Genomic DNA, 23,525 nt, shown 5'->3' with positions numbered 1-23,525 from the left:
CGGAGGGATTAAATGCTTTATAAGTATAAGAACGACTATGAAAAAATAGCTATGGGTTTGTTGTCGTTTATTCCTGATTTGAAAGAAATCTCGCATCTTAAATCCTGTTTTGAATGGTATCGTGCTGAAGATGACAGACACCTTTATTTATGGAAAAATGAAAATGGTGATTTTATTGCAATTGCCGGCATTGAAGTCGATGATGCTTCGAAACTGGTGATGCTGCGTCATATTTCAGTTACGCCTGCTGAACGGAACCATGGGGTGTGTTTCAAGGTAATGGATGCATTATCCAAGCTTTACCTTGATTATGAGCTCATGGGCAGTTTGGAAACGGCGGGGTTGCTTTCCAAATGGGAGAATCAGAACGGAGGAGCCGATGAAAATAAGTGATGATGGCAAGTTGACTTTCAAATTACCGACTTTTGAAGGACCATTGGATCTTTTGCTCCATCTTATCAAAAAGAATGAAATGGATATCTATGATATTCCGATGTCAAAGATTACTTCTCAGTATATCGACTACCTGCATCAGATGCAGAGTTTAGAGCTTGATATTGCTGGGGAGTATTTAGTTATCGCTGCAATGCTGGTTAACATAAAAAGCAAAATGCTTCTTCCAAGCACCAATGCTGAAACAATGATAGATGATGAAGATGTGATTGATCCGCGTGAAGAACTTGTCGCACAGCTTGTTTTGCACCAGACGTTTCAAGAGGCAGCAGGCAATTTGCGTTTGTTGTCGGACGAACGGATGAAACAATATACGCGTGAGATGGAAGATCCGCCTAAAGAGTCTTTAAAAGATCACCTTGAGCCAAACGGGGGAAATTTGAAGGCTCTAGGAAAGGCTTTTGCCAAGTTAATGATGAAGCGAAAATTAAAAGAGCCGGTTAAAAGGAAAATCAATCTTGAAAAATACAGGTTAAAGGACGAAATCGAGATTCTTGAAAAAAAGATCAGGGAAAACAAGGAACCGATCATTTTTGAGGATCTTTTTCCAAAAAATGCCGAAGTGGAACTTGTGGTAACGATTTTCATGGCGATGCTTGAATTGATGAAACGGCATGAATTGAAAGTTTTACAGGAAAAAAATTTTGGCTCAATTATACTGACGGGTGGTGATGCAAGTGCTGTCGAATCAGGCGAAGATTGAAAGTCTGTTGTTCGTTAGCGGAAGCGAGGGAATTTCTTTAACAGAAATTTCACAGCTTATCGGGTTGCTCAAACCGGCTGTCCACGATCAGATACTGCGCCTAAACAAAAAGTATCAAGAGGACAGTTCATGCAGTTTTGAAATCATCGAAGCTGGCGAACGATATCGTCTTGCTACGAAAAAGGTTTTTTCGAATCTTCTTAAGCAATATTTTGAGGCTCCGTCGATGATCGAGATTTCCGGAGCTTGTCTTGAAACGTTGTCGATTGTTGCATATAAGCAGCCGGTGACAAGAATTGAAATTGAAGAAATTCGCGGCGTTCAATCCGGTGGCATGATTCAAAAACTGCTTTTGCTGGATTTGATAAAAGAAGACGGAAGGCTTGATGCCCCGGGACGTCCGATTCTTTATTCAACGACGACGAACTTTTTGGATTATTTTGGAATCAAGACGCTTTCCGAGCTTCCGGAACTTCCAAAAGACAAAGATGAACAGGCATCGGATGAAGACGTTTTGGAATTGTTTAATGCAAAATTGTACGAGGAAGAACAATAAGGAGGATCATATGGCAGAGGTCAGATTACAAAAAGCGATGGCTGATGCGGGCGTTGCCTCGCGACGTGCAAGCGAAAAGCTGATTCTTGAAGGACGAGTCAAAGTCAATGGCGTTGTTGTCAAAGAGCTCGGGACCAAGGTCAAAGGCGACGATGCGATTGAAGTGAACGGAACGCTGATTGAACGCGAAAGAAACAAAGTATACTATCTTTTTTATAAGCCGCGCGGCGTTATCAGTGCCGTTAAAGATGATAAAGGCCGCAAGGTCGTTACTGATTATTTTGAAGGTGAGAAGAATCGGATTTATCCGATCGGACGTTTGGATTACGATACTTCGGGCATTTTGCTTTTGACAAATGATGGAGAACTGGCAAACTTGCTGATGCATCCGCGCTATAAAGTCGACAAGACGTATGTTGCAAAGGTAGAAGGACTTGTCCAAAGCGATGATTTGAAACGTCTTCGCAAAGGCGTCAAAATGAAAGACGGGCATTACAGCGCAAGAGCAAAAGCCAAGGTGATTTCAAGCGATCGTGCCAAAAATCATTCAATCGTTTCTTTGACGATTCATGAAGGAAGAAACCATCAGGTCAAGAATATGTTTGAGACGATCGGACATCCGGTAATGAAACTCAAACGAGAGACATACGATTTTTTGACGCTGAAAGGGCTGACTTCGGGGCAATACCGCGAACTTAGCAATGAAGAAGTCAAAACGTTGTATGAGAACGCGAGAAAAAATAGCAAGTTGAAATAAGCGGCAAACTGTGCTACAATCAATATCGTTAAAATATAATCAAGTTAATCTTCAGGGCAGGGTGAAAATCCCGACCGGCGGTATAGTCCGCGACTCTCTTATTGAGATTGAACTGGTTTGATTCCAGTACCGACAGTTATAGTCTGGATGAAAGAAGATAGGGCTTTTTTTGTGCAGTTTTAAGGCCGTTTTTGGCAGATGAGATTGAACATGATTTAACCCCTGTTGCTCTGTTGAGTGGCAGGGTGTTTTTGTCCTTCTTTGGGGGTTAACGTGGGAGGAATTATTATGAGAAACAGTATTTCTGTTCGCCGCGGCGCAATTGCCGCATGTCTTGCCGCAATTTCTTACGTGTTGATGTATTTTTCGTTCGTCATCATCCCGATCGTTCCGTTTATGAAGCTTGACTTCTCCGATATCCCGATTCTTCTGGGATTGTTCATTTTGGGACCATGGGCCGGACTTGAAATTGCCGCGATAAGGTCGATCATCTATTTTGTGCTCACGGGCGTTTCTTTGCCGCATATGATCGGAGTCGGACTGAGTTTTGTTGCAACGATGGTCTTTTGCTATCCTTTGTATTTTATGATGAGGGATAAGAAGTTCACGTTGAAAAATGCAGTGCTTGCTATCGCTGCTTCGATGATCAGTTTGACGGTTGTTTTATCCTTAACCAATTTTTTCGTGACGATTCCGCTTTACATGAACCTGCTCGGCATGAAGCTTGGCATGCCGCTTTCCAAGATGGTCTTGTTCGGCGTAGTTCCGTTCAACCTGATTAAGGGAGCAATTATTGGCGGTTTGTTTGCTTTAGTTTATTGCAGATTGGAATCATGGGTTTCGGTTCAAGCACATAAATTTGTTTAATAAAATCGTTTTTGAAAGTCTGAAAATATCATCATTTTGTAAAAAAAACCGATGTTGTTGGCATATGCCAACAGCATCGGCTTTTTAAAATGCTGTATTTTAACGATTCTTTATACGATGAATCTGATCAATCTAATCTTTGTTTTTCATTTCTGCCAGATGTGCTGCTAAACGTTTATCTCCTTTTCTGAGTTCGATCAGCGTCCAAATCAGCAATGCCAAAATTGCGACGATTAAAAAATAGGCAATCATGTGAGCATCTGAAAGCTGTGCGGCAGTCGGATGGTCACCGTAGAAGTCCGCAATGGAATCCGGAAGTCCTTTTAAGTTGAGGAACGTCAGCGCAATGACCGAGAACCATCCCAACAGTTTGACCCAGAACTTATTGGCAAAACGTTTGCCCATGCTGTCTTCACTGTTGGTCATGATCAGCAGCGGAAGCATTGAAAACGGCAACGCTAAAGCCAAGAAGACCTGTGAGTTGTTCATCAGGGTATTTAAGGCTTCGTGCTGCTGAAGTTCGCTTTGACCGGCAGTCAGCGTGACGCAAAAGAGCACAGGAACGACTGAAATCAAACGCGTAATCAAGCGTCGTGCCCAAAGCGGCATTTTCATATGAATGAACCCTTCCATGATGACTTGTCCGGTCAGAGTACCTGTGATGGTTGAATTTTGACCGGATGCAAGCAATGCAATGGCAAAAAGAACAGACAAAGCTCCTGATTTGGCAACTGAAACCAAAAGGCCGTTGCTAAGCGTCGACGTATCAGACAAGGCTTGATAAAGTCCGAAGAACGAAGGATCCTTAACCGCACCGTCCTTGAACACCGCAACGCCCATAATCAAAAGCAGGCAGTTGACGACGAAAGCGGCAGATAATTGAATATTGGAATCCCAAGTCGTAAAACGAACTGCTGATGCGACATCATCATCATCATCATGATTGATGTTGCGGGTTTGCGAAATCGCAGAGTGAAGATAAAGATTATGAGGCATGACGGTTGCCCCGATGATTCCCAAGGCGCCCTGAATAGGCGTCATGCCACCGACAGAAGGGCCTGAAGCAAATGTTTTTGATGTCGGAATGAAACCGGCAAAGACTGCTCCCCAGTCAGGATTGGACAAGGCAACTTCATAGACGAAAACAAAAAGGATTACCAAGATGAGCGCAACAACGATTGCTTCAATTTTTCGAAAACCGATCTTAGTCAATAATAGCAATAACAAAACATCGAGTACCGTAATGAAGACGGCATAAATCAACGGAATTCCGAATAAAAGATATAAGGCAATCGCAGCCCCGATGACTTCAGCAATATCGGTGGCCATGATGGCAAATTCGGTTAAAATCCAAAGGATGATTCCAAGCGTGCGACCGGTTCTTGCCCGAATGGCTTGTGCCAGATCCAAACGAGTCACAATGCCAAGTTTAGCCGCCATGTATTGCAAAAGCATCGCAATCAAACTTGACATCAATATAACTGACATTAGCGTATATTGAAAGTTTTGACCGCCTGTAATGGACGTTGACCAATTGCCGGGATCCATATATCCGACAGCGACAAGCGCACCGGGACCTGAATAGGCAAGCAGGGTTCTCCAAAAACCTTTTCCCTTTGGAACTTTAACGGTACCGTTGATTTCTTCAAGGGACGGACCGTTTGCATATTGAATAAGTTTATGCTTATTCTTATTTTCAGTGTTATTCACAATGAAAACCACCTTTCCTCGAATTACATTTCAATTTTACAACAGGTTAAGCGAAATTAAAAGTATTTTTAGGGTAACCTTATAAAATATTTTCATAGTCTTTGAAACGTGTCTGAAAAAATAGCCGTAAGGGCAATTTAAAGGATTTGAAATACTTTTTGAAAATCGTTTCATGAAAAAAGGACGTATGTTATAATGAAAAGAACTTAAAATGGGGGAATCAAAATGAGCAACTCATTAGCCGTGCAGCGCGTCTTGATTTATTATGATGATGAATCTGCCAGACGATCAACCGTAATCAGGCAGCTTTTGACAAATCGCCTGACGACTTCGTCACGTTTTTGGGGGATGTGCTACGAGTTATTGGATGTCGTCAATACCGATTATGAGTTGGGAATGAACCTTGAAAGGATTTCTGATCTTGCGGTGGACAAGGGATGGCTTGAAAAAGATTCAGATTCTGCTTATTTGCTGACGCCTTTTGGCAAAAAAGTTCGTGATGATTATCTCATTCTGCATAAAAAGTTGAAAAAACCTGAACTTTTTGCCAAATACAGCTATCGAAAATTCTCCGCTTTGGTGACTTTATGCGTTCAAGTGGCGTCCGAATTAAGCTTTGGCAACAGAAGCTACGTTCCAATCACGACGGATTATCATCTGTTGCAGATGTTCAAGGCATGGTATCTTGCATATGGCAAAGCCGGAGCGGCTGAGGTCAGGATTGATTTGGAAAAATTTTTGAAAGAAGAAGATGAAACTGATGCCGCGGTTTTCATGTCAAGGTTTGCGGGACATGAAACGTCCGGTCGAACCAAAGAACAAATTGCGGACGACTATAATCTAGAGGTAAGCGACGTTGTGATAACGGAACGAGATTTGATGATTCGGTTCGGTGAATTCGTCATCAACGAAGGTGGAAGCTTGGCCGAGCTTTTCAAGCACGAATTAAACGAGGGACTTGTCTCTTCAAGTGCTTTGAAAACTTATGAAATGGTTTGTCAGGGAAAAAGCGCGGATGAAGTTGCGAGATTCAGAAGACTGAAGAGTTCAACCGTAATCGAGCACTTGTTGGATTGTGCAATCGTTTTTGACGAATTTCCGTTTGAAAGATTTGTCTCATCGGAAAAGAGATCACGAATTGAAGAGGTTTACGTAGGTCAAAAAACTGTTTGCTGGGATTTTCACAAGCTGGAAGGAACCGGAATTTCTTTTTATGAATATCGTTTGGTTCAGATAGAAAGGATAAAGGAAAATGAATCTGCATACTAAGCTGCTTGAAGAATTGCATAAGCATTTTGGATATGATTCCTTCAAGCAAGGGCAGGAAGAGATCATTATGAATCTGATCAACGGTAAAAACGTCCTTGGAATTTTGCCGACCGGCGTGGGAAAATCGCTTTGCTACCAATTATATGGATATGCAACAAAGAGCCGCATTTTGATTGTTTCTCCGCTGATATCTTTGATGCAGGATCAGGTTGCAAATTTGCGCCTTCTAGGCGAAAAAAGGGCGATTGCCATTAATTCCGAATTGAATCCGGCCGATAGAAACACCGTTTTGGCAACGCTTGATGCGTATCGATTCGTGTTCGTGTCGCCTGAGATGCTGAATTCCGAAACGGTTTTGCGAAGGCTTAATCGTTTTCATCCATCGCTTTTGGTCGTTGATGAGGCTCACTGCATTTCAACGTGGGGACCGGATTTCAGACCGGACTATCTGTTTTTGGGAACGGTGGTCAAAAAACTTGGAACACCGCTTGTTTTGGCGTTGACTGCAACCGCAACCAAAGAAGTCGAAGCGGATATTTGTCGGATTTTGTTTTCGGGTCGAAAAATCGACAAGGTCAGATGTTCGGTCGATCGCCCCAACATCTTCCTTGACATCGAAGAAGTCGAAAGTGATGCTCAAAAGGACGAACTTCTGATTGGGCTTGTTGAAAAGATGAGAGGACCGGGGTTGATTTATTTTTCAAGCAAGAAGAAGGCTGATGAAACAAGCCGCATGCTTGGGAGAAAGACCGGTTTGCGGGTTGCCGCCTACCATGCCGGGATGCTTTTTGACGAACGATACAGCGTTTTGCAGCAGTTTTTGCACGGGGACCTGGACGTTGTTTGTGCTACGAGTGCTTTTGGCATGGGCATCAACAAACCGGACATTCGTTACGTCATCCATTACCATATTCCGCTTGATTTGGAGAATTACGTTCAGGAATTCGGACGATGCAGCCGTGACGGCAAACAAGGAATTGCAATTTTGCTTTATCAAAGAAAAGATCTCAAACTTCAGGAGTATTTGATTGAAAATTCTCTCCCGACTGCATGCGAAATTGATTCATATTTCAAAAGCAATGCCAGGAACAAGGCTCTTTTGAGACAAGAAGAGCGTTATTTGCTGATTGAAAAGTATCTTAGAAACGGTCTGAGCCAAGAAGAAATGAAGAATTTTGCGGCCAACCGTCTGGTTGAAAGAAAAAAATCTTTGGCTAAGATGCGAAACTATGCCGAAACAAAGGGATGCTTGCGCAAATTTATCGGTGAATATTTCGGAGATGAGGTTTTGCCAAAGAGGGATTTTTGCTGCAACCATTGCAACAGAGAAGACAGTTTCGAAAAGATGGGGTTGCTTTTTGAAAAAAAGGTGTCAAAGCATTCAAAAGCACCCGGATATGAAGAGATTTTAAGAAAATTATTTGCATAAAAACATGCAAAGCACATAAATTCTACTATTCAGACGGCAATTATGGTATCATGAAAAATGATACTGGTCGAGGGGGCATTATTTATGGGTAATAGAAACGATAATCACGATGACAAGCCCTGGGAAAAAAAGTTCGAAGACGGCAAGGATGAGAACGGGCTTTACTCACGTCGTGCAAGCAAGCGAAAAGACAAGTTGAATTCGCGTCTGCCTTTGTTGTTGCTTTTGGTTTTTTGCTTCGTGATTGTAGCAACGATCGCACTGTATTTCATATCATTAAAAACTGCGGCACAACCCACAAATGACGATGGCGGAAATATTGAAGTCGTGACTTCCAGTTCCTCGAAGAGTTCTTTCAAGAAATCTTCAGCAAAGAAACACAAGAAGTCAAGCTCAACCAAAAAAGAGGCGGAGTCTTCAAGCTCGCAGTCTGAAAGTTCTTCACAGGCGGAATCTTCAAGCGAATCAGAATCTTCGAGCGCAGCGGAATCTTCATCTTCCGTTTCAGAAGAGTCTAGTTCTTCCAGTCAAAGCGAAGGGTCACAATACGTAACGGTTGCTGCCGGTCAGGGACTTTACCGCATCGCGGTCAACAACGGCCTGACGGTTGATCAGCTGGTTCAGCTTAATCCTGGTTTGACTCCGAGTTCGACGGTGACTCCAGGGCAGCAGCTGCGCGTAAAATAATTTTTAGGAGTTATCATTAAGATGAAATTGCAAATTGCCATTGACGGTCCGGCATCAGCCGGCAAGAGTACCGTCGCTAAGCTCGTAGCCAAGAAGCTCGGCTACGTTTACTGCGATACGGGAGCCATGTATCGCGCCACCACATATGCTGCCAAGAAAAATCACGTTGCATATGATGATGATCAAGGATTGAAGGAAATGCTTGAAAAAACGGAAATCAGATTCGTTCCGGCTGAACCGGAGCAAAAAGTTTTTGTAAATGAGACCGAGGTTACGAAAACAATTCGCCTTCCGGAAATTGCAAACAATGTTTCAACCGTTTCTGCACAAAAAAGCGTTCGTGCGGATTTGACGGAACGTCAGCGCATGATTGCCGAAAAAGGCGGAATCGTAATGGACGGCCGTGACATCGGGACAACGGTGCTACCAAATGCCGAGGTTAAAATTTTCCTGGTTGCAAGCGTTCATGAGCGTGCCGTGCGGCGTTTCAAGGAAAACGTTGAAAAGGGCATCGATACGCCATTGGATGTCTTGGAAAAAGAGATCGAAGAACGAGATTACAAAGATTCTCATCGAAAAATTTCACCGCTCACGCAAGCAAAAGATGCAGTTTTGGTTGACACGACGTCGCTTTCGATTGAAGAAGTCGTTGCCAAAATCATGGAAATAATTGAAAAAGTGCAGAAATAGTGTGTTAATACTGGAAATTTTTTCATCAATCAGTTAAAATGGTAAATAGAGTTAGTCGTTAAGGAGGACATGGTCCATGAGTGAATCAGAAAACAAGGATTTATTGGAAGCTTTGAACAGCGTTAAAACCGTTGAAGTCGGTGACGTTGTCAAAGGCGAAATTTTGGCATTCGATGATCAAAAACAAGTCATCGTGGGTATTGAAGGTACAGGTGTTGAAGGCGTTGTGCCTGCTCGTGAATTGACATCTGGCGTCGATGAAGGAGCATATAAGGTAGGAGACGAACTTGATCTTGTCGTTATTTCGAAGATCGGTTCCGATAAGGAAGGCGGCAGTTTCTTGTTGTCACAACGTCGTTTGGCAGCCCGCAAGGTTTGGGACGACATCGAAAAGAAATTTGAAGCAGGCGAAACGATTAAGGCCCCTGTTACGCAAGTTGTTAAGGGCGGTTTAGTTGTTGATGCCGGTGTTCGCGGATTCATTCCTGCATCCATGGTCTCCGATCATTTTGTTGAAGATCTCAACCAATACAAGGGTCAAGAACTTGAACTCAAGATTGTTGAACTTGAACCAAGTGAAAATCGTTTGATTCTTTCACATAAGGAAATCGTTCAACAAGAACGCGAAGCAAACAAAAAGGCCGTTTTGGACAAGCTTGTCGTTGGTGACGTTGTTGAAGGCAAAGTTGCTCGTTTGACGAACTTCGGAGCATTCATCGATCTTGGCGGCGTTGACGGTTTGGTTCACGTTTCAGAAATTTCATTCGAACGCGTTGGCAAGCCTTCTGACGTATTGAAAGTTGGCCAGGACGTCAAGGTTAAGGTTCTTGCCGTAGATCCTGAAAGAGATCGTATTTCGCTTTCAATCAAGCAAACATTGCCTCAACCATGGGACAACATTACTGAAAAAGTTGCTGAGGGTGATGTTTTGGAAGGTACCGTTAAGCGTTTGACGAGCTTTGGCGCTTTTGTCGAAGTGTTCCCAGGCGTTGAAGGCTTGGTTCACATTTCACAAATTTCACATAAGCATATTGCTACGCCTAATGAAGTTTTGGCCTCAGGCGAAAAGGTTAAGGTTAAAGTTTTGAACGTTAATGCCGAAGAACATCGTTTGGCTCTTTCAATCAAAGCTTTGCAAGAAAAGCCTGCTGCTGAAAAGAAGCAAGAAGCTCCTGTTGAAGAAGAAAAAGTAGAAATTCCTGAAGAAGATACAGGCTTTACGATGGCCGATCTTGTCGGGGACGAATTGAAAGATCAAGACTAAGATTGATCGCTGAATGTTTCAGCATGGCTGGCCCGTTGATTTCTTCGGGCCAGTTTTTTTCTGAAAACGATCTAGTCATTTTATGATTAATAATTATCAGAAAGCGAGGCGTTATTATGGCAAACCCAGTAGTTGCGATTGTCGGTCGTCCTAACGTTGGCAAATCGACCGTTTTTAATCGAATTGCCGGTGAAAGAATTTCAATTGTTGAAGATACTCCAGGAGTGACGAGAGATCGAATTTATGCTAGGAGCGAATGGATGGGACAGGCATTCAACTTGATCGATACTGGCGGAATTGATATCGGGGATGAACCTTTTGTCACCCAAATTACGGAGCAGGCAGAAATCGCAATCGATGAGGCTGACGTGATCGTTTTTGTCACAAGCGTCAAAGAAGGCGTGACGGATGCGGACGAAAAGGTAGCGCGCATTTTATATAAGACGGATAAGCCGGTTATTTTAGCCGTAAACAAGGTCGATAATCCCGAAGTAAGAAGCGAGATTTATGATTTCTACTCGCTCGGATTCGGTGATCCGGTTCCGATTTCAGGGACGCATGGCATCGGAACGGGTGATTTGCTGGATTTGATCGTCAAGAATTTTCCTGAAGATGCGACCGAAGAGATTGATGATTCTATCAAATTCAGTTTCATCGGGCGTCCGAATGTCGGCAAATCGTCTCTCGTTAATGCGATTTTGGGCGAAAACCGCGTGATTGTTTCTAATATTGAAGGAACGACTCGTGATGCCATCGATACGAAATTTACGACTGATGACGGATCGGTTTACACGATGATTGACACTGCTGGAATTCGCAAGAAGGGCAAAGTTTATGAAAATACGGAAAAATATTCCGTCTTGCGGGCAATGCAGGCAATTGATCGTTCCGATGTCGTTTGCGTCGTGTTGAATGCCGAAGAAGGAATTCGTGAACAAGATAAGCACGTCGCAGGCTATGCGCACGATGCCGGTCGCGGAATCGTAATTGTCGTCAATAAATGGGATACGCTCCAAAAGGACAGCTATACGATGAAAGAATTTGAAAGTCATATCAGAAGCGAGTTTCAGTATCTCAGCTATGCACCGATCGTTTTTGTTTCGGCTAAAACACATCAAAGGCTGAATGAATTGCCCAAGCTGATCAGACGCGTTGATGAAAATCATTCCAAGCGCGTTTCTTCAGCAGTCTTGAATGACGTCATCATGGATGCGATCGCGCATAACCCGACACCGACCGATAACGGCAAAAGATTGCGCATTTACTATGCGACACAGGTTGCAGTCAAGCCGCCGACGTTCGTCATTTTCGTCAATGATCCTGAATTGATGCATTTTTCATATGAAAGATTCCTGGAAAATCAGTTGCGGGCGGCATTTGATTTCGAAGGGACACCATTGCACCTGATTGAAAGACGAAGAAAATAAGTAAAAGCAATGTAAATGAATGAAAAGTAAAAAAAGTCTGAAATATGCTGAAAAACGTTGCTATATGGGGCTTTCTATGCTAAATTAATAACTGAGCAATGATTTGTTAGACGTTGTTGCTTCAAGTGATATTTCATATATCATGACTTCATTATGGAGGTGAAGTATTTATGGCAAACAAAGCACAATTGATCGAAACTGTTGCAGAAAAGACAGGTTTGACAAAAAAGGATGCTACTGTTGCAGTTGACGCCGTTTTTGGTTCAATTCAAGATTTTCTTGAAAAGGGCGATAAGGTTCAATTGATCGGTTTTGGCAACTTTGAAGTACGCGAACGTGCAGCACGCAAAGGTCGCAATCCGCAAACGGGCGCAGAAATCGAAATTCCTGCAAGCAAGGTGCCGGCATTTAAGCCTGGTAAAGCTCTTAAGGATGCAGTTAAATAATTAACTGGAGATTCTGCGTAAGGGGAGATGGAGTTACCATCTCTCTTTTTTTATGCAAATTCTTATTATTTTGATTTGATTTGATTTGCATAATACCGGCTCTTAGTATTATTATAGGCTCTGTACATGATATTTGGAGAGATATGTGATGGAATTATATGAAGCAATTATAAACGACGTGCTTTGCTATAATTTAGAGCAGCATGTTGCATTTGTCGTCAGAATCAAGGCACCGGCCTACCAGATGTTTAATGAAAATACGGATGCCGAATTCAAAAAATTGGATCTTACGGGGGTGAAACTTGACGTTCGCTATAACGAAGGCAAGTTCACGCGTTTTAATTTGGTATGCGAAACTAAGGATTCAAAGAGTCCTTATATCGTCAATCTGTTGGTGCATTATGATTTGATCGAAATTTTAAAGTTGAATCTGATCATGGCAGAAGTCAAAAAGAACCTCAATGAATCACCTGAAAACAAGGCTCCTTATCAGGTCGTCACTCTTGATGAATTAGAAAAAAATTTTGCCGGAAGCAAGCTTGTCAATCACCGCGTTGGAATCGGATACGAGCTTGTTGCGGCAAAAAGCTGACAGCATTTCCTATTTTTAAATTTTCTTCGTTATTAATTCAATAAAATACAGTATGATATAGTTATAGAGTTGATTAGTCGCATGGTACAACGATAAAAGAGGTAACAGAACTGAATGAATAAAAATAAATGGTGCAATGATCGTGAGTATATGAGTTATGTGGGCGAACTTTTGGAACGACCGGAAGTTTTGGCATTGGACAACTTTACCCAGCATCATTTTTCAACGAGACTGGAACATTCGATTGCTGTTTCATATGAAAGCTATAAGATTGCCAAAAAGCTGCACTTGAATGCCAAAGCGACTGCTCGTGCCGGCTTGCTGCACGATCTCTTTTACTATGATTGGCGCGTTACGAAGTTTGACCTCGGAACGCATGCATGGGTGCATCCTCGGATTGCGTTGAGAAATGCAGAGAAACTGACGCCGCTTTCTCCGCTTGAAAAAGACATCATCATGAAGCATATGTGGGGTGCAACTGCGTGCCCCCCGAAGTATCCGGAAGGTTATATCGTAACGTTGGTCGATAAGTATTCTGCAACTGAAGAATATGGCAAACATTTATGTCTGAAGTTTTTCGGCAAAGCCAAGCAGCGCTTGGAACGCAAGAAAGCGGACTGCATTCGCTGATTTGTTGTTGAGATTAAAAGGCCTGCGATTTGTAGGCCTTTGTTATTTTGTTAAGGTGGTTAATTTTTATGTCAGTCGAATCAAAAAAAGCAGATGATTTTTGTTTGTGTCCAAAGTTTGAAAAAACATTTGGAATTTTAGGCAAGAAGTGGAATGGTTTAATTTTGGAAGTTTTACTTGCTGAAGGTGACCAACGTTTTACCGATTTGGCTCAAAAAATTCCTCAATGCAGCGATCGCGTCCTGGTTGAACGATTAAAAGAACTTGAAAAGGAAGGCTTGATTGAAAAGGTTTATATGCGAGATTGTGCCAGAGGATTTTATCGCTTGACTCGTTGCGGTGAGGACTTAAAAAAGATTATGAAAGAGATACACTCATGGTCCGAAAAGTGGATTTTGGAAACGGACAAGAATTAAAGCCTTGACTGAATTGAAAAACAAGATTAAACTTGAAAGTATGAAGAATGAAAGACGTTGACGGAAACTAGTAGGTCAAAGTTTGAAGAAGAGAAGGGCTCGCAGCTGAGAAGGCCCGTTTGAATGATGACCGAATTTCACTTCCCGAGTTGGCATTGAGAGATGCACCGTTTCATGGACGTTATCCCATGAAAAGCGTCATGTGCCTGCACATGAAACAAGGGTGGTACCGCGAAGCCTCGTCCCTTTTGGGGACGAGGCTTTTTCAATGTTTTGAAAAAGCTTTTGAAAGGAATGGAACAATGAATCTGAAAGATAAACTGGAAGAGCTCAAAGAAAAGGGCTTGGAAGAAATCAAAAATGCAGATAATTCCAAAAAGATCAACGAAATTCGCGTTAACCTTTTGGGAAAAAAAGGACCTATTACTGAAGTGCTCCGCGGGATGCGCGATCTGTCTGCCGAAGAACGCCCAAAGGTCGGCAGTTTTGCCAATGCAATCAAAGAAGAACTTGCAACGGCAATTGCCGAAAAATGCGAAAAAATTGAAATTGAGCGCACGGCAAAACAACTTGAAAAAGAAAAAATCGACGTTACAATGCCAGGTTTCCCTGTTGAGGAAGGTCAGCCTCACGTTTTGATGCAAGTCATCGACGAAATTGAAAAGCTGTTCATCGGAATGGGCTTTCAAATTGTTGACGGACCTGAAGTTGAAGAAGACCATTACAATTTTGAAATGCTGAACCTTCCGCCGGATCACCCGGCTCGCGATATGCAGGATACGTTTTATATCAATGATCGTTTGCTCATGAGAACGCAGACGTCTCCTGTTCAGGCAAGGACGATGGAAGTCCATGATTTTTCAAAAGGCCCGCTCAAGATGATTTCTCCGGGCAAGGTTTATCGTCGTGATACCGATGATGCTACTCATTCTCATCAGTTCCATCAGGTTGAAGGGCTTGTGATTGACAAAAACATCACGATGGGTGATTTGAAAGGAACTTTGGAACTTGTGGCCAAGACGATTTTTGGCGAGAATCGCGAAATCAGACTTCGCCCGAGCTACTTCCCATTCACAGAGCCTTCCGTTGAAGTCGACGTGTCATGCTTCAAGTGTGGTGGCAAAGGCTGCTCCGTTTGCAAGCAATCCGGTTGGATCGAAGTTCTCGGTGCCGGCATGGTTCATCCGAATGTTTTGAAAATGGCCGGAGTAGATTCGGAAGTTTATGGCGGATTTGCATTTGGTCTTGGACCGGACCGTTTCGCAATGCTTAAGTACGGCGTTGATGATATTCGCGAATTTTACCTTAACGATGTCCGCTTCTTAAGTCAATTTTCACAGAAAGGTTAGTCACAAATGAAAGTTTCAACAAAATGGTTAAATGATTACGTCAAAGTTGACGATCTCGATCCGTTGGCTTTGTCAGAAAAAATTGAACGGACGGCAGTCGAAGTCGATGATACTTACAGGATGCAGGACGGACTGAAAAAAATCGTCGTCGGGCACGTGCTTGAAACAAAAGATCATCCGGATTCTGATCACTTGCATATCTGCCAAGTGGATATTGGCGAAGAAGAGCCTTCACAAATCGTTTGCGGTGCTCCAAACGTTGCAGCCGGCCAAAAAGTTATCGTTGCTTTGCCAAATTCACGGATAGCAGACAATGTAAAGATTAAAAAGTCAAAGATGCGCGGCGTTGTGTCCGAAGGCATGATTTGTGCCTTGCAGGAAATCGGTTTTTCAGAAACCATTGCTCCGAAAGCATATGCTGAAGGAATTTATGTCTTGCCGGAAGATGCCAAGCCTGGAGATCCGGTTTATCCGTATCTTGGCATGGATGAAGACATTATTGACGTTGATATTACGCCAAATCGCGGCGATATGCTCAGCATGCGCGGCGTTGCTTACGAAGTCGGAGCAATTTACGACAGGAAAGTAACTTTGAGTCATCCTGAAGTCAAGGAAGCATCGGATGAAAAAATTGAGGACTATGTTTCAATTGAAGCTTCGGAAGAGCTGGTTGCTCCATATTTGATGAGAATCATCAAGGACGTCGAAGTCAAAGACAGTCCGCTTTGGCTTCAAAAACGCTTGTGGAACGCAGGCATTCGACCGATCAACAACGTTGTTGACGTGACGAACTATATTTTGCTCGACTATGGACAGCCATTGCATTCATTTGATTACGATAAATTGGGTTCAAAGAAGATTGTCGTTCGTTTGGCCGAAGAAGGCGAAAAGATGACGACGCTTGACGGTGAGGAACGTGAATTGAAAGCAAACGACATCGTCGTAACGAATGGCGAAGTTCCGGTTGCTCTTGCCGGAATTATGGGCGGTCTTGATTCGGAAGTCGTTCCTGAAACGACGACGATTGCGCTTGAATCGGCCGTCTTTAACGGACACAACATTCGCAAGACTTCGCGGCGCGAAAACCTGCATTCGGAAGCATCGATGCGCTTTGAACGCGGCATCAACAAGGCAACGGTTGCTGAAGCGCTTGATGCTGCAGCACAAATGATTGCAGAACTCGGCAACGGCCAGGTTGTTTCAGGCGTTGCCAAGGCCAATGACAAAAAAGCAGAAGCAAAAGAAGTCAAAATTACGTTGAAGAAGATCAACAAGGTGCTTGGAACTTCTCTGACGGAACAAGAAGTCGAAGATATTTTCCGTCGCCTTGGTTTCGGTACTGCATTTTCCGAAGATACGTTCACGGTTTCCGTTCCGCCGCGTCGTTGGGATATCGAAATTGATGCCGATCTTATCGAAGAAGTTGCTCGCATTTACGGCTATGACAACCTGCCGACAACGCTTCCTCAGGGACCGACGACACCGGGACACTACACCTACAAGCAAAAGATCATTCGTCAAACTCGACGTTTGCTTGAAGGTGCCGGATTGACGCAAGCTATTTCTTACGGCTTGACGACGGCTGAAAAAGCTCGCCGCTTTGCAATGGAACCCGCCGAAACGACTGAACTTGCCTTTCCGATGACGAGCGATCGCACTACTGCTCGCATGAATCTTGTTTCAGGCTTGCTTGATGACGTTGCCTATAATGCTGCTCGTAAAGTTGAAAATGTTTCTTTGTATGAACAAGGTCGCGTATTTTTGCGCGATAAGGACAATGACCGTCCTCGTGAAGTTGAACATGTTGCCGGCGCGCTGACCGGTTTGTTCAGAAAGTCCACATGGCATGATGACAAACTTGCGGCAGGTTTTTATTTGGCAAAGGGAATTGTCGACTTCTTGCTCAATTCGTTGGCTGTTTCAGGTCGAATCGAATATCGTGCAACGTCTTCTCACGAGGCAATGCATCCTGGGCGCACGGCCGATATTTATCTTGATGACGATTTTATCGGATATGTCGGCGAAGTTCATCCAAGCGTTGCCAAAGAATATCGCCTGAAACGCGTTTACGTGTTCGAGCTTAATCTTCAAAAGATTATTGATGCTCCGAAGAAAGAATCAATTTACGAACCTGTTTCCAAGTATCCGACCGTCAGTCGCGATATTGCTTTGATCGTTCCGATTGAGGTCACGAATCAGCAAATTGTCGATTGCATCAAGAAAAACGGTGGGGCTTATCTTAAAGATATTCGCCTGTTTGACGTTTACAAGGGCGAAAATATCGGCAAGGGTTTCAGATCTTTAGCTTACACGCTTCAATTCAGCAATTCGAAGCAAACGCTGCAAGATGAAGAAGTTTCTCGTCCGTTCGATAAGATTAAAAATAAGCTGAAAGAAGAATTCCATGCGGTAATTCGCTAAAATAAGAATGATTCATCAAAAGCAAGGCTGTCGTCCGATTTGGACGACGGCTTTTTGTTTGTCATTGAATGTCTTGTCTTGCACTTCACGTCCCTTATTTGGTATAATTGGAAAGATAGAGTTTTGGTAGGAGGAGACACTCTTGGACAAGAAAGATACTGAAAACGAAAACAAGATTGATGAAATGCTTGAAACATCAGGAATAAAAAATGAAAAGCAAGAAACGTCAAATAAGGATGAAAAACATCAAGAAGCTGAGTCCATATCCGTGAAAACAGAAGAAAAACCAGCAGATGATTGCAAAAAAGTTGAAAACGAACAGGAAAATTCCGAGAAAACAACGAAGGACTCACCTAAGAATCCAATGGGCAAGAAGATTATAGTCGGCGTAGTCTTGATGATCATGATTCTGGTTGCCGTCGTCGGGTCAGTCGGCTATCGTTATTTTGAATCGGCCAAAAAGCCGCTTGATCCAAAATCAACGAAAGCAATTGAAGTCAAAATTCCGATTGGGAGCACGAACAAGCAGATCGGTTCGATTTTGGAAGACAAAAAAGTCATCAAGAGTGGTTTTGTTTTTGATTATTATGCCAAAACATCGAAAAGAAGCGGATTTAAGGCCGGCTACTACCAATTGAAACCATCGATGAGTCTTGGAAAGATTGCAGACGAGCTTGAAAAGGGCGGTTCAAGTCATCCGTTCGGATCTGGCAAAGTTCTTGTCAGAGAAGGCATTACGGTTGACCAGGTCGGTGACGTGATTCAAAAGAATACGCGTTTCAAAAAGAAAGAGTTTTTGAAACTGGTAAACGATCAGAAATTTTTGAATGATCTAAAGCACAAGTATCCGGCACTTTTGACGTCTGCCGTCGATGCTAAGGGAGTTCGCTACAAGCTTGAAGGTTACCTTTATCCGGCAACCTACTTCGTTCAAAAAAATGAAACCTTAAAGCAGCTGGTTGAACAAATGGTTTCCAAGACAAATGAGGTTTTGACTCCTTATTATGGACAGATTTCACAAAAGAAGATGAGCGTGCAGCAGGTCTTGACGCTTGCTTCCCTGGTTGAAAGGGAAGGCGTTACACCCGAAGACCGTTATAAGATTGCAGGCGTCTTTGAAAACCGCTTGGAAAAAGACATGATGATCCAATCTGATATTTCGGTTCTTTATGCACTCGGAAAACATAAGGCACACGTAACTTTCAAAGATTTGAAGGTCGATTCACCTTATAATCTTTACAAGAACAAAGGAATGGGGCCTGGACCTTTCAACAACCCGAGCGTTGATTCGGTTAAGGCAGTGCTTAATCCGGTCGATAAAGACAAGGAATACCTGTATTTTATCGCCAACATGAAGACCGGTAAAGTATACTTCAGCAAGACGTATGCTGAACACTTGGCGCTTACCAAAAAATTGGAAAAAGACAACAACTAGTTTAAGGAGAGACAATCAATGTCAGCAGCAACACACAAACGTCCCGTAATCATCGGTGTGACCGGGGGATCCGGCAGCGGGAAAACCTCCGTTTCGCGCGCAATTTTCGATTCTTTGAACGGTCATTCGCTTTTGATGATTCAAGAAGATTCATATTATAAGAATCAAGACGACATTTCTTTTGACGAAAGGGTCAAAGTCAACTATGATCATCCGAATGCGTTTGACACGGATCTTTTGATTGAACAACTGGGCGATCTGCTTGAATGGAAGGCAATCGATATTCCCGTCTACGATTACGTTCAGCACACCAGAAGCAAGCAGACGGTTCACGTTGAACCAAAAGAAGTAATCATCGTTGAAGGAATTCTTGTTTTGAATGATCCTCGTTTGCGTGATTTGATGGATATCAAGATTTTTGTCGATACTGATGATGATATTAGAATCATTCGTCGCATTCAGCGCGATATTGAAGAACGCGGTCGTTCCCTTCAATCTGTCATTGATCAGTATTTGTCAACGGTCAAACCGATGTATCACCAGTTTATCGAACCAACGAAACGCTATGCCGACATCATCGTGCCGGAAGGCGGCGAAAATCAGGTTGCGATTGATATTTTGGTAACAAAGGTTCGCGACATCATCAGCAAGACGAACGTTAATGATTAATTCTGACAATTTTTAATGATTGTGATATAATTATCCTTGTTTATAGGCATTTGAAGAGCCTAATTTAATAGTTTTAGAGGTGTGCTATGGCTGAAGAAAAAACATTTCCAATGACGTTGGAAGGAAAAGAAAAGCTTGAAAAGGAACTTGAAGAATTAAAGACGACGAAACGTGCAGAGATTATTGAACGAATCAAAATCGCACGTTCTTTCGGCGATCTTTCCGAAAATTCAGAATATGAGGCTGCAAAGAACGAACAATCCATTCTTGAAGGTCGCATCAAAGAAGTTACGAACATGCTCAACCATGCCGAGATTATCGACAATGGCGCCATTGCAGAAGATGAGGTCGCAATTGGCAAGACCGTAACTTTCCAAGAAGAAGACGACGAACCGGAAACATACCAAATCGTTGGTGCTGCAGAATCAGATCCGTTCAATGGCAAGATTTCAAACGAATCTCCGATTGCCAAAGGATTAGTCGGACATAAGGTCGGTGAAACGGTGACCGTTGAAACTCCTGGCGGAGACATGCAAGTCAAAATCATTTCAGTGGAATAATAACCAAAATAAGGATTGAGGGAAAGCCTCAATCCTTATTTTTTTCGCGTTCGTTTTTATGTAGCTGCTGCTCAAGCGCTGAGATTCTGGTTGAAAGTTCCTCATTTTGGCGCTCGAGCTTGTGAAGCACATGCATAATCTGGACAAATTCGCTTTTTTTATGCTCTTCGGTAAAGAATTTGGTCAAAGTGCTCGTCAGCATCCCGATAAAACCTACGCCCAAGATCATCAGCAGGGCAGCGGCAAAGCGACCAATGAAGGTATGCGGCGAAATGTCTCCGTAGCCGACGGTCGAAACGGTTGCAAGTGCCCACCAAAATGCATTTCCCAACGAAACGTGCTCTGAAAGCGAGTAGATGAATGATGACACCAGCAGCATGAGTCCGCAGACGTAAAAGAGATAGACAATATTGTTTGTTTTCAAAAATGTTTTTAGTTTAAGTTGGAGCTTGCCGATGATTCCGGCCAAACGCACGAATCGAAAAACAAGCAGGATGCGCTGCATCGAAACGAGCTTGAAAATTCGGTTGAAACGGAAAAATGAGAAGAGCGCATTCAGCGGGATGATTGCCAGCAAATCCCAAATATGGGTCCTGAAGTAGAAACGTTTGTCTTTGGCGGCCATCAGTCCGTAGAAATAGTCGAAGACAAACATCAGCCAAATTGAAGCATCGACGTAGACGTAAGGCTTCTGAACGATGCTGATGATTCCGCTGATGTCAAGCATGCTGAGAATAATTGAAATTGTGGCAAGAATGATGATCAAAGCATTATAGCTTCTACGCATAAAATCCCTCCTACAATTTTAGCGTCAGCGTTGAAAGAACGATCAAAAGGACCGCGCTCGACAAAACGATCAGAAGATCAACGTACGGATTGGCAATTAGCGAAAAAAAGTTTCTGAGCGAAAGCAAAAGAAGAATCGCCAAACTGAGCAGCAACAGCAAAAAGACCGTTTTTAACGGTGCAAAGACGAAAATCAGGTACAAGGATGCCAAAAGCATCAGGTTTCTAAGGTTGGTAAACCATAGCTTTGATCCGAAAAAGGCCTTTTTGTATGAAAATTTACGGTTTTGAGGTTGATTGCTGATTTTAAGAATCGCCAACAAAAACCATGCGACATAAAGGGCAATTCCCGCAATGTACAAATTGAGGTCCCCTTTCTGTCAGTTTTGGGCAAACAAATCGGTCAGATGCTTCATGAACGTTTTGACGAATCGTTCCTTGTCGACGTTTACGGCAGCCTGCGTTTGCCTTGCTTCATCGTTGATTCTTGTTTCGTCACCGATCGTGCGGCCGGCATAAGCACCTTTCGTATCAACTTTCATGTTCAGGTAGATCGTGTCGACGAGACTCGGATCGACTGCTGCGGCAGCTGCCAAAGGATCATGCAAAGCGCAGCCGCCAAGATGGGGACTCGTGACCTTGTAGGCATCGATGTAGTAATCGGTGATGTCAGCGTACTTTTCCCCGGCAACGGTGCCGAGTTCGCGCCACTTCTTTGTATCTTCCTTTGTCAGCAGTGTTCTTGTCGTCACGTCAAGACCGATCATCGTCAAAGGAAGATTGCTTCTGAAGACTTCATCGGCAGCTACCGGATCTTGATTGATGTTTGCTTCCGTTACGGGCGTAACGTTGCCCGGAACCGTCAGAGCACCGCCCATCAAAGTGACGTGGCCGATCAGATCGACAATCGACGGATCTTTTTTGATGGCAGCGGCAAGATTGGTCAAAGGACCGGTCGGAACGATCAAAAGACGTCCCTGATATTTGTGAGCCGCTTCGATGAAGAAGTCGACGCCTGACATTTTTTCGACCTGGCGCTTGGCCTTCTTTAATTCGACCTCGCCAACACCGTTTTTGCCGTGAATCTGCGCGCTGATCGGCATGACGGAAAAGCTCTTCGTCGTTGAAGAGTGCGAAAGACCGCAAAAGACCGGTACTTCGGGATGCCCGAGCATTTCAAGCAGGTTCAGGCTGTTTTGGGCGCTGTTTTCGACCAGAACGTTGCCGTACGAGCCGACGATTCCGATCAGATCGCATTCGGGTGCGGCCAACGCATATGCGATGGCAAGCGCGTCATCGATCCCGGTATCGAGATCGAGAATCATTTTATATTTTGCCAAAGGAAATCACTCCCATAAATTTGTTTATCACTTTTAGTTTATCAGAAAACAGGGAAGAAAACAGTTGTTTTTTTTGAGAAATGCAGGGCGTCGGGAGAAAATGGAACATTTTATCAAAACGACAGTTTGAGTCGCTTGTAATCTTTATAATATAATTAAAGGATGTAAACAATACTGTTCCAGTCGGCAAAAGTTTTGCAGAGCTATTGTCATAGCTGAGCTGGGTTATCCTTCTTCGGCTTCTTTTTACATAGATTTGATCTAATATTTCGGCAGGAGAATATCAGTCTATATCGCCATCCCAATATTCAGGATGATTTGTACCAGGTGTCCCTCCACCGATTATTTCTGATACATCCCCCAACTTACGCTGTTCCCAAGCGATAATTTGCTCAAATTAGCTGTTAACAAATATAACTTCATTTAAAAAACATCTTCTTTTTCAAGCAAAAATAATCTCATACTTTTTATTATTCTCGTTTTCATTATTTTCTCCCTATCTCCTTGTCATTTTCGTCATGTTTAAGGTATCATTAAACTATCTATATGTGCAGAAGGGATGTTTTTATGGCACGGCAGGATCTTTTGGAATTTTTGAAACAGGGGTTGGACGCTCTGGATTTCAAAGGCGACGTTTCGCTTGACTGGGACAAAAAGAGTCATTCGTTTGTCGTCGATCTGGTTTTTTACATCGAAAACAAAGCAGGACAGCGGATGGAAGATGCGGACGGAATATTGTCGGATGAACCGATTATCGCATTCAGCGATGCGATTTTGATCTATGACGGAAAAAAAGGCCTTGCAGGATACGATGCGGATGATTTTTTGGCGTGTCTTGCGTTTGACGGCAAGGAAGGTTGGAGTCTTGCGTACGGAAAGGCTTTTTTGACCTATTTACAGATCATTATGGACAACGGGACAAGAGATCTCTTGAAGTTTTTTGCAGACGATGAAGATGAAATTTTTGAACTCGAATGGTCAGATGAAGAATTCAGCCGATTATTGAAAAATGCAGAGTCTGAATATCCAAGACAGTCTTTGCATTATCCCAAATTCTAACTGGAGGAAT

General features: G+C 43.1%; 25 protein-coding genes, 1 riboswitch and 1 other annotated feature. Of the genes, 21 read left to right on the top strand and 4 right to left on the bottom strand.

Features of this window, described 5'->3' with window-relative positions; genetic code table 11:
* Positions 1-12: 12 nt before the first annotated feature.
* From BMZ95_RS01700 to BMZ95_RS01680, 5 genes are all read left to right on the top strand, one after another.
* A complete protein-coding gene (locus BMZ95_RS01700; RefSeq protein ID WP_046922544.1) occupies positions 13-393 on the top strand; it encodes a GNAT family N-acetyltransferase in 381 nt (126 codons plus the stop codon).
* Entirely contained in the window at positions 380-1,156 is a 777-nt protein-coding gene (locus tag BMZ95_RS01695; protein WP_014073638.1) for a segregation and condensation protein A, read from the top strand. Before BMZ95_RS01700 ends, BMZ95_RS01695 begins: the two co-directional genes overlap by 14 nt.
* On the top strand, positions 1,131-1,712 hold the full coding sequence (gene scpB, locus BMZ95_RS01690; RefSeq protein ID WP_174519767.1) for an SMC-Scp complex subunit ScpB: 582 nt from the start codon (positions 1,131-1,133) through the stop codon (positions 1,710-1,712). Before BMZ95_RS01695 ends, scpB begins: the two co-directional genes overlap by 26 nt.
* A 10-nt stretch (positions 1,713-1,722) precedes the next feature.
* The gene (locus tag BMZ95_RS01685; protein ID WP_014073636.1) at positions 1,723-2,469 is read left to right on the top strand and encodes a pseudouridine synthase; all 747 of its coding nucleotides are present in this window, start codon (positions 1,723-1,725) and stop codon (positions 2,467-2,469) included.
* A 43-nt stretch (positions 2,470-2,512) separates the two neighbouring features.
* A riboswitch (FMN riboswitch) is annotated at positions 2,513-2,632 on the top strand.
* Positions 2,633-2,757: 125 nt separating this feature from the next.
* Positions 2,758-3,336: an ECF transporter S component gene (locus tag BMZ95_RS01680; protein ID WP_014073635.1), complete on the top strand. Its 579-nt coding sequence runs from the start codon at positions 2,758-2,760 to the stop codon at positions 3,334-3,336.
* A 132-nt stretch (positions 3,337-3,468) separates the two neighbouring features.
* Here the strand turns inward: BMZ95_RS01680 and BMZ95_RS01675 are convergent, their stop codons facing one another.
* Positions 3,469-5,046: an Nramp family divalent metal transporter gene (locus BMZ95_RS01675; RefSeq protein ID WP_014073634.1), complete on the bottom strand. Its 1,578-nt coding sequence runs from the start codon at positions 5,044-5,046 to the stop codon at positions 3,469-3,471.
* A 225-nt stretch (positions 5,047-5,271) separates the two neighbouring features.
* Here BMZ95_RS01675 and BMZ95_RS01670 point away from each other — a divergent pair, with 225 nt between their 5' ends.
* The 15 genes from BMZ95_RS01670 to greA all read left to right on the top strand — a co-directional run bounded on the left by BMZ95_RS01670 (position 5,272) and on the right by greA (position 20,330).
* A complete protein-coding gene (locus BMZ95_RS01670; protein WP_046922546.1) occupies positions 5,272-6,315 on the top strand; it encodes a helix-turn-helix domain-containing protein in 1,044 nt (347 codons plus the stop codon).
* Positions 6,299-7,744, top strand: coding sequence for a RecQ family ATP-dependent DNA helicase (locus BMZ95_RS01665; RefSeq protein WP_046922547.1), 1,446 nt, complete (start codon positions 6,299-6,301; stop codon positions 7,742-7,744). The genes BMZ95_RS01670 and BMZ95_RS01665 overlap by 17 nt, the downstream gene beginning before the upstream one ends.
* Positions 7,745-7,828: 84 nt before the next feature.
* Positions 7,829-8,431: an SAG1386/EF1546 family surface-associated protein gene (locus tag BMZ95_RS01660; protein ID WP_039120814.1), complete on the top strand. Its 603-nt coding sequence runs from the start codon at positions 7,829-7,831 to the stop codon at positions 8,429-8,431.
* 21 nt (positions 8,432-8,452) lie between these two features.
* Complete coding sequence (gene cmk, locus BMZ95_RS01655; RefSeq protein ID WP_014073630.1) at positions 8,453-9,121, top strand: (d)CMP kinase; 669 nt, start codon at positions 8,453-8,455, stop codon at positions 9,119-9,121.
* Positions 9,122-9,197: 76 nt separating this feature from the next.
* Positions 9,198-10,385, top strand: coding sequence for a 30S ribosomal protein S1 (gene rpsA, locus BMZ95_RS01650; protein WP_046922548.1), 1,188 nt, complete (start codon positions 9,198-9,200; stop codon positions 10,383-10,385).
* Positions 10,386-10,501: 116 nt separating this feature from the next.
* Positions 10,502-11,812 carry a ribosome biogenesis GTPase Der gene (gene der / locus BMZ95_RS01645; protein WP_014073629.1) on the top strand — a complete coding sequence of 437 codons (1,311 nt, stop codon included), beginning with the start codon at positions 10,502-10,504 and terminating at the stop codon, positions 11,810-11,812.
* A gap of 170 nt (positions 11,813-11,982) precedes the next feature.
* A complete protein-coding gene (locus BMZ95_RS01640) occupies positions 11,983-12,258 on the top strand; it encodes an HU family DNA-binding protein (protein WP_003694175.1) in 276 nt (91 codons plus the stop codon).
* 148 nt (positions 12,259-12,406) lie between these two features.
* Positions 12,407-12,850 (top strand): hypothetical protein, encoded by a 444-nt coding sequence (locus tag BMZ95_RS01635; RefSeq protein WP_014073628.1) that lies wholly within the window; start codon positions 12,407-12,409, stop codon positions 12,848-12,850.
* 114 nt (positions 12,851-12,964) lie between these two features.
* The gene (locus tag BMZ95_RS01630; RefSeq protein ID WP_046922549.1) at positions 12,965-13,480 is read left to right on the top strand and encodes an HD domain-containing protein; all 516 of its coding nucleotides are present in this window, start codon (positions 12,965-12,967) and stop codon (positions 13,478-13,480) included.
* A gap of 68 nt (positions 13,481-13,548) precedes the next feature.
* Positions 13,549-13,896, top strand: coding sequence for a winged helix-turn-helix transcriptional regulator (locus BMZ95_RS01625; protein WP_003698578.1), 348 nt, complete (start codon positions 13,549-13,551; stop codon positions 13,894-13,896).
* Between the two features lie 48 nt (positions 13,897-13,944).
* Positions 13,945-14,146 (top strand) — a binding site (T-box leader).
* 52 nt (positions 14,147-14,198) lie between these two features.
* Entirely contained in the window at positions 14,199-15,245 is a 1,047-nt protein-coding gene (gene pheS, locus BMZ95_RS01620; protein ID WP_046922572.1) for a phenylalanine--tRNA ligase subunit alpha, read from the top strand.
* 6 nt (positions 15,246-15,251) lie between these two features.
* Positions 15,252-17,666 (top strand): phenylalanine--tRNA ligase subunit beta, encoded by a 2,415-nt coding sequence (pheT, locus tag BMZ95_RS01615; RefSeq protein WP_046922550.1) that lies wholly within the window; start codon positions 15,252-15,254, stop codon positions 17,664-17,666.
* Positions 17,667-17,808: 142 nt separating this feature from the next.
* A complete protein-coding gene (gene mltG / locus BMZ95_RS01610; RefSeq protein WP_046922551.1) occupies positions 17,809-19,101 on the top strand; it encodes an endolytic transglycosylase MltG in 1,293 nt (430 codons plus the stop codon).
* Between the two features lie 18 nt (positions 19,102-19,119).
* Entirely contained in the window at positions 19,120-19,770 is a 651-nt protein-coding gene (gene udk, locus BMZ95_RS01605) for a uridine kinase (protein WP_014073624.1), read from the top strand.
* An 86-nt stretch (positions 19,771-19,856) separates the two neighbouring features.
* Entirely contained in the window at positions 19,857-20,330 is a 474-nt protein-coding gene (greA, locus tag BMZ95_RS01600) for a transcription elongation factor GreA (protein ID WP_003694161.1), read from the top strand.
* A gap of 28 nt (positions 20,331-20,358) precedes the next feature.
* Here the strand turns inward: greA and BMZ95_RS01595 are convergent, their stop codons facing one another.
* Genes BMZ95_RS01595 through BMZ95_RS01585 form a run of 3 tightly spaced genes read right to left on the bottom strand, consistent with a single transcriptional unit; the run spans position 20,359 to position 22,456 of the window.
* Entirely contained in the window at positions 20,359-21,117 is a 759-nt protein-coding gene (locus BMZ95_RS01595) for a potassium channel family protein (RefSeq protein WP_046922552.1), read from the bottom strand.
* A 10-nt stretch (positions 21,118-21,127) separates the two neighbouring features.
* Positions 21,128-21,478 carry a hypothetical protein gene (locus BMZ95_RS01590; RefSeq protein ID WP_014073622.1) on the bottom strand — a complete coding sequence of 117 codons (351 nt, stop codon included), beginning with the start codon at positions 21,476-21,478 and terminating at the stop codon, positions 21,128-21,130.
* A gap of 18 nt (positions 21,479-21,496) precedes the next feature.
* Positions 21,497-22,456, bottom strand: a complete 960-nt coding sequence (locus tag BMZ95_RS01585) for a nucleoside hydrolase (RefSeq protein ID WP_046922553.1) — start codon at positions 22,454-22,456, stop codon at positions 21,497-21,499.
* A gap of 567 nt (positions 22,457-23,023) precedes the next feature.
* Between BMZ95_RS01585 and BMZ95_RS01575 the strand changes: the two genes are divergently transcribed.
* The gene (locus tag BMZ95_RS01575; RefSeq protein ID WP_046922554.1) at positions 23,024-23,515 is read left to right on the top strand and encodes a DUF3013 family protein; all 492 of its coding nucleotides are present in this window, start codon (positions 23,024-23,026) and stop codon (positions 23,513-23,515) included.
* The last annotated feature ends 10 nt before the right edge of the window (positions 23,516-23,525 follow it).

The organism is Ligilactobacillus ruminis DSM 20403 = NBRC 102161 (assembly GCF_900113455.1).
Taxonomy (GTDB): Bacteria; Bacillota; Bacilli; order Lactobacillales; family Lactobacillaceae; genus Ligilactobacillus; species Ligilactobacillus ruminis.
The sequence above is the reverse complement of the archived record's forward strand: the minus strand, read 5'-3'. Positions and strand labels throughout refer to the sequence as shown.

Coding starts and splice junctions, on each gene's coding strand:
- BMZ95_RS01670 (WP_046922546.1), top strand. CDS start 5,272: ATGAGCAACTCATTAGCCGTGCAGCGCGTCTTGATTTATTATGATGAT.
- rpsA (WP_046922548.1), top strand. CDS start 9,198: ATGAGTGAATCAGAAAACAAGGATTTATTGGAAGCTTTGAACAGCGTT.
- der (WP_014073629.1), top strand. CDS start 10,502: ATGGCAAACCCAGTAGTTGCGATTGTCGGTCGTCCTAACGTTGGCAAA.
- udk (WP_014073624.1), top strand. CDS start 19,120: ATGTCAGCAGCAACACACAAACGTCCCGTAATCATCGGTGTGACCGGG.
- BMZ95_RS01635 (WP_014073628.1), top strand. CDS start 12,407: ATGGAATTATATGAAGCAATTATAAACGACGTGCTTTGCTATAATTTA.
- BMZ95_RS01630 (WP_046922549.1), top strand. CDS start 12,965: ATGAATAAAAATAAATGGTGCAATGATCGTGAGTATATGAGTTATGTG.
- BMZ95_RS01575 (WP_046922554.1), top strand. CDS start 23,024: ATGGCACGGCAGGATCTTTTGGAATTTTTGAAACAGGGGTTGGACGCT.
- BMZ95_RS01665 (WP_046922547.1), top strand. CDS start 6,299: ATGAATCTGCATACTAAGCTGCTTGAAGAATTGCATAAGCATTTTGGA.
- BMZ95_RS01680 (WP_014073635.1), top strand. CDS start 2,758: ATGAGAAACAGTATTTCTGTTCGCCGCGGCGCAATTGCCGCATGTCTT.
- BMZ95_RS01685 (WP_014073636.1), top strand. CDS start 1,723: ATGGCAGAGGTCAGATTACAAAAAGCGATGGCTGATGCGGGCGTTGCC.
- BMZ95_RS01700 (WP_046922544.1), top strand. CDS start 13: ATGCTTTATAAGTATAAGAACGACTATGAAAAAATAGCTATGGGTTTG.
- pheT (WP_046922550.1), top strand. CDS start 15,252: ATGAAAGTTTCAACAAAATGGTTAAATGATTACGTCAAAGTTGACGAT.
- BMZ95_RS01625 (WP_003698578.1), top strand. CDS start 13,549: ATGTCAGTCGAATCAAAAAAAGCAGATGATTTTTGTTTGTGTCCAAAG.
- BMZ95_RS01595 (WP_046922552.1), bottom strand. CDS start 21,117: ATGCGTAGAAGCTATAATGCTTTGATCATCATTCTTGCCACAATTTCA.
- BMZ95_RS01640 (WP_003694175.1), top strand. CDS start 11,983: ATGGCAAACAAAGCACAATTGATCGAAACTGTTGCAGAAAAGACAGGT.
- greA (WP_003694161.1), top strand. CDS start 19,857: ATGGCTGAAGAAAAAACATTTCCAATGACGTTGGAAGGAAAAGAAAAG.
- pheS (WP_046922572.1), top strand. CDS start 14,199: ATGAATCTGAAAGATAAACTGGAAGAGCTCAAAGAAAAGGGCTTGGAA.
- BMZ95_RS01660 (WP_039120814.1), top strand. CDS start 7,829: ATGGGTAATAGAAACGATAATCACGATGACAAGCCCTGGGAAAAAAAG.
- cmk (WP_014073630.1), top strand. CDS start 8,453: ATGAAATTGCAAATTGCCATTGACGGTCCGGCATCAGCCGGCAAGAGT.
- BMZ95_RS01695 (WP_014073638.1), top strand. CDS start 380: ATGAAAATAAGTGATGATGGCAAGTTGACTTTCAAATTACCGACTTTT.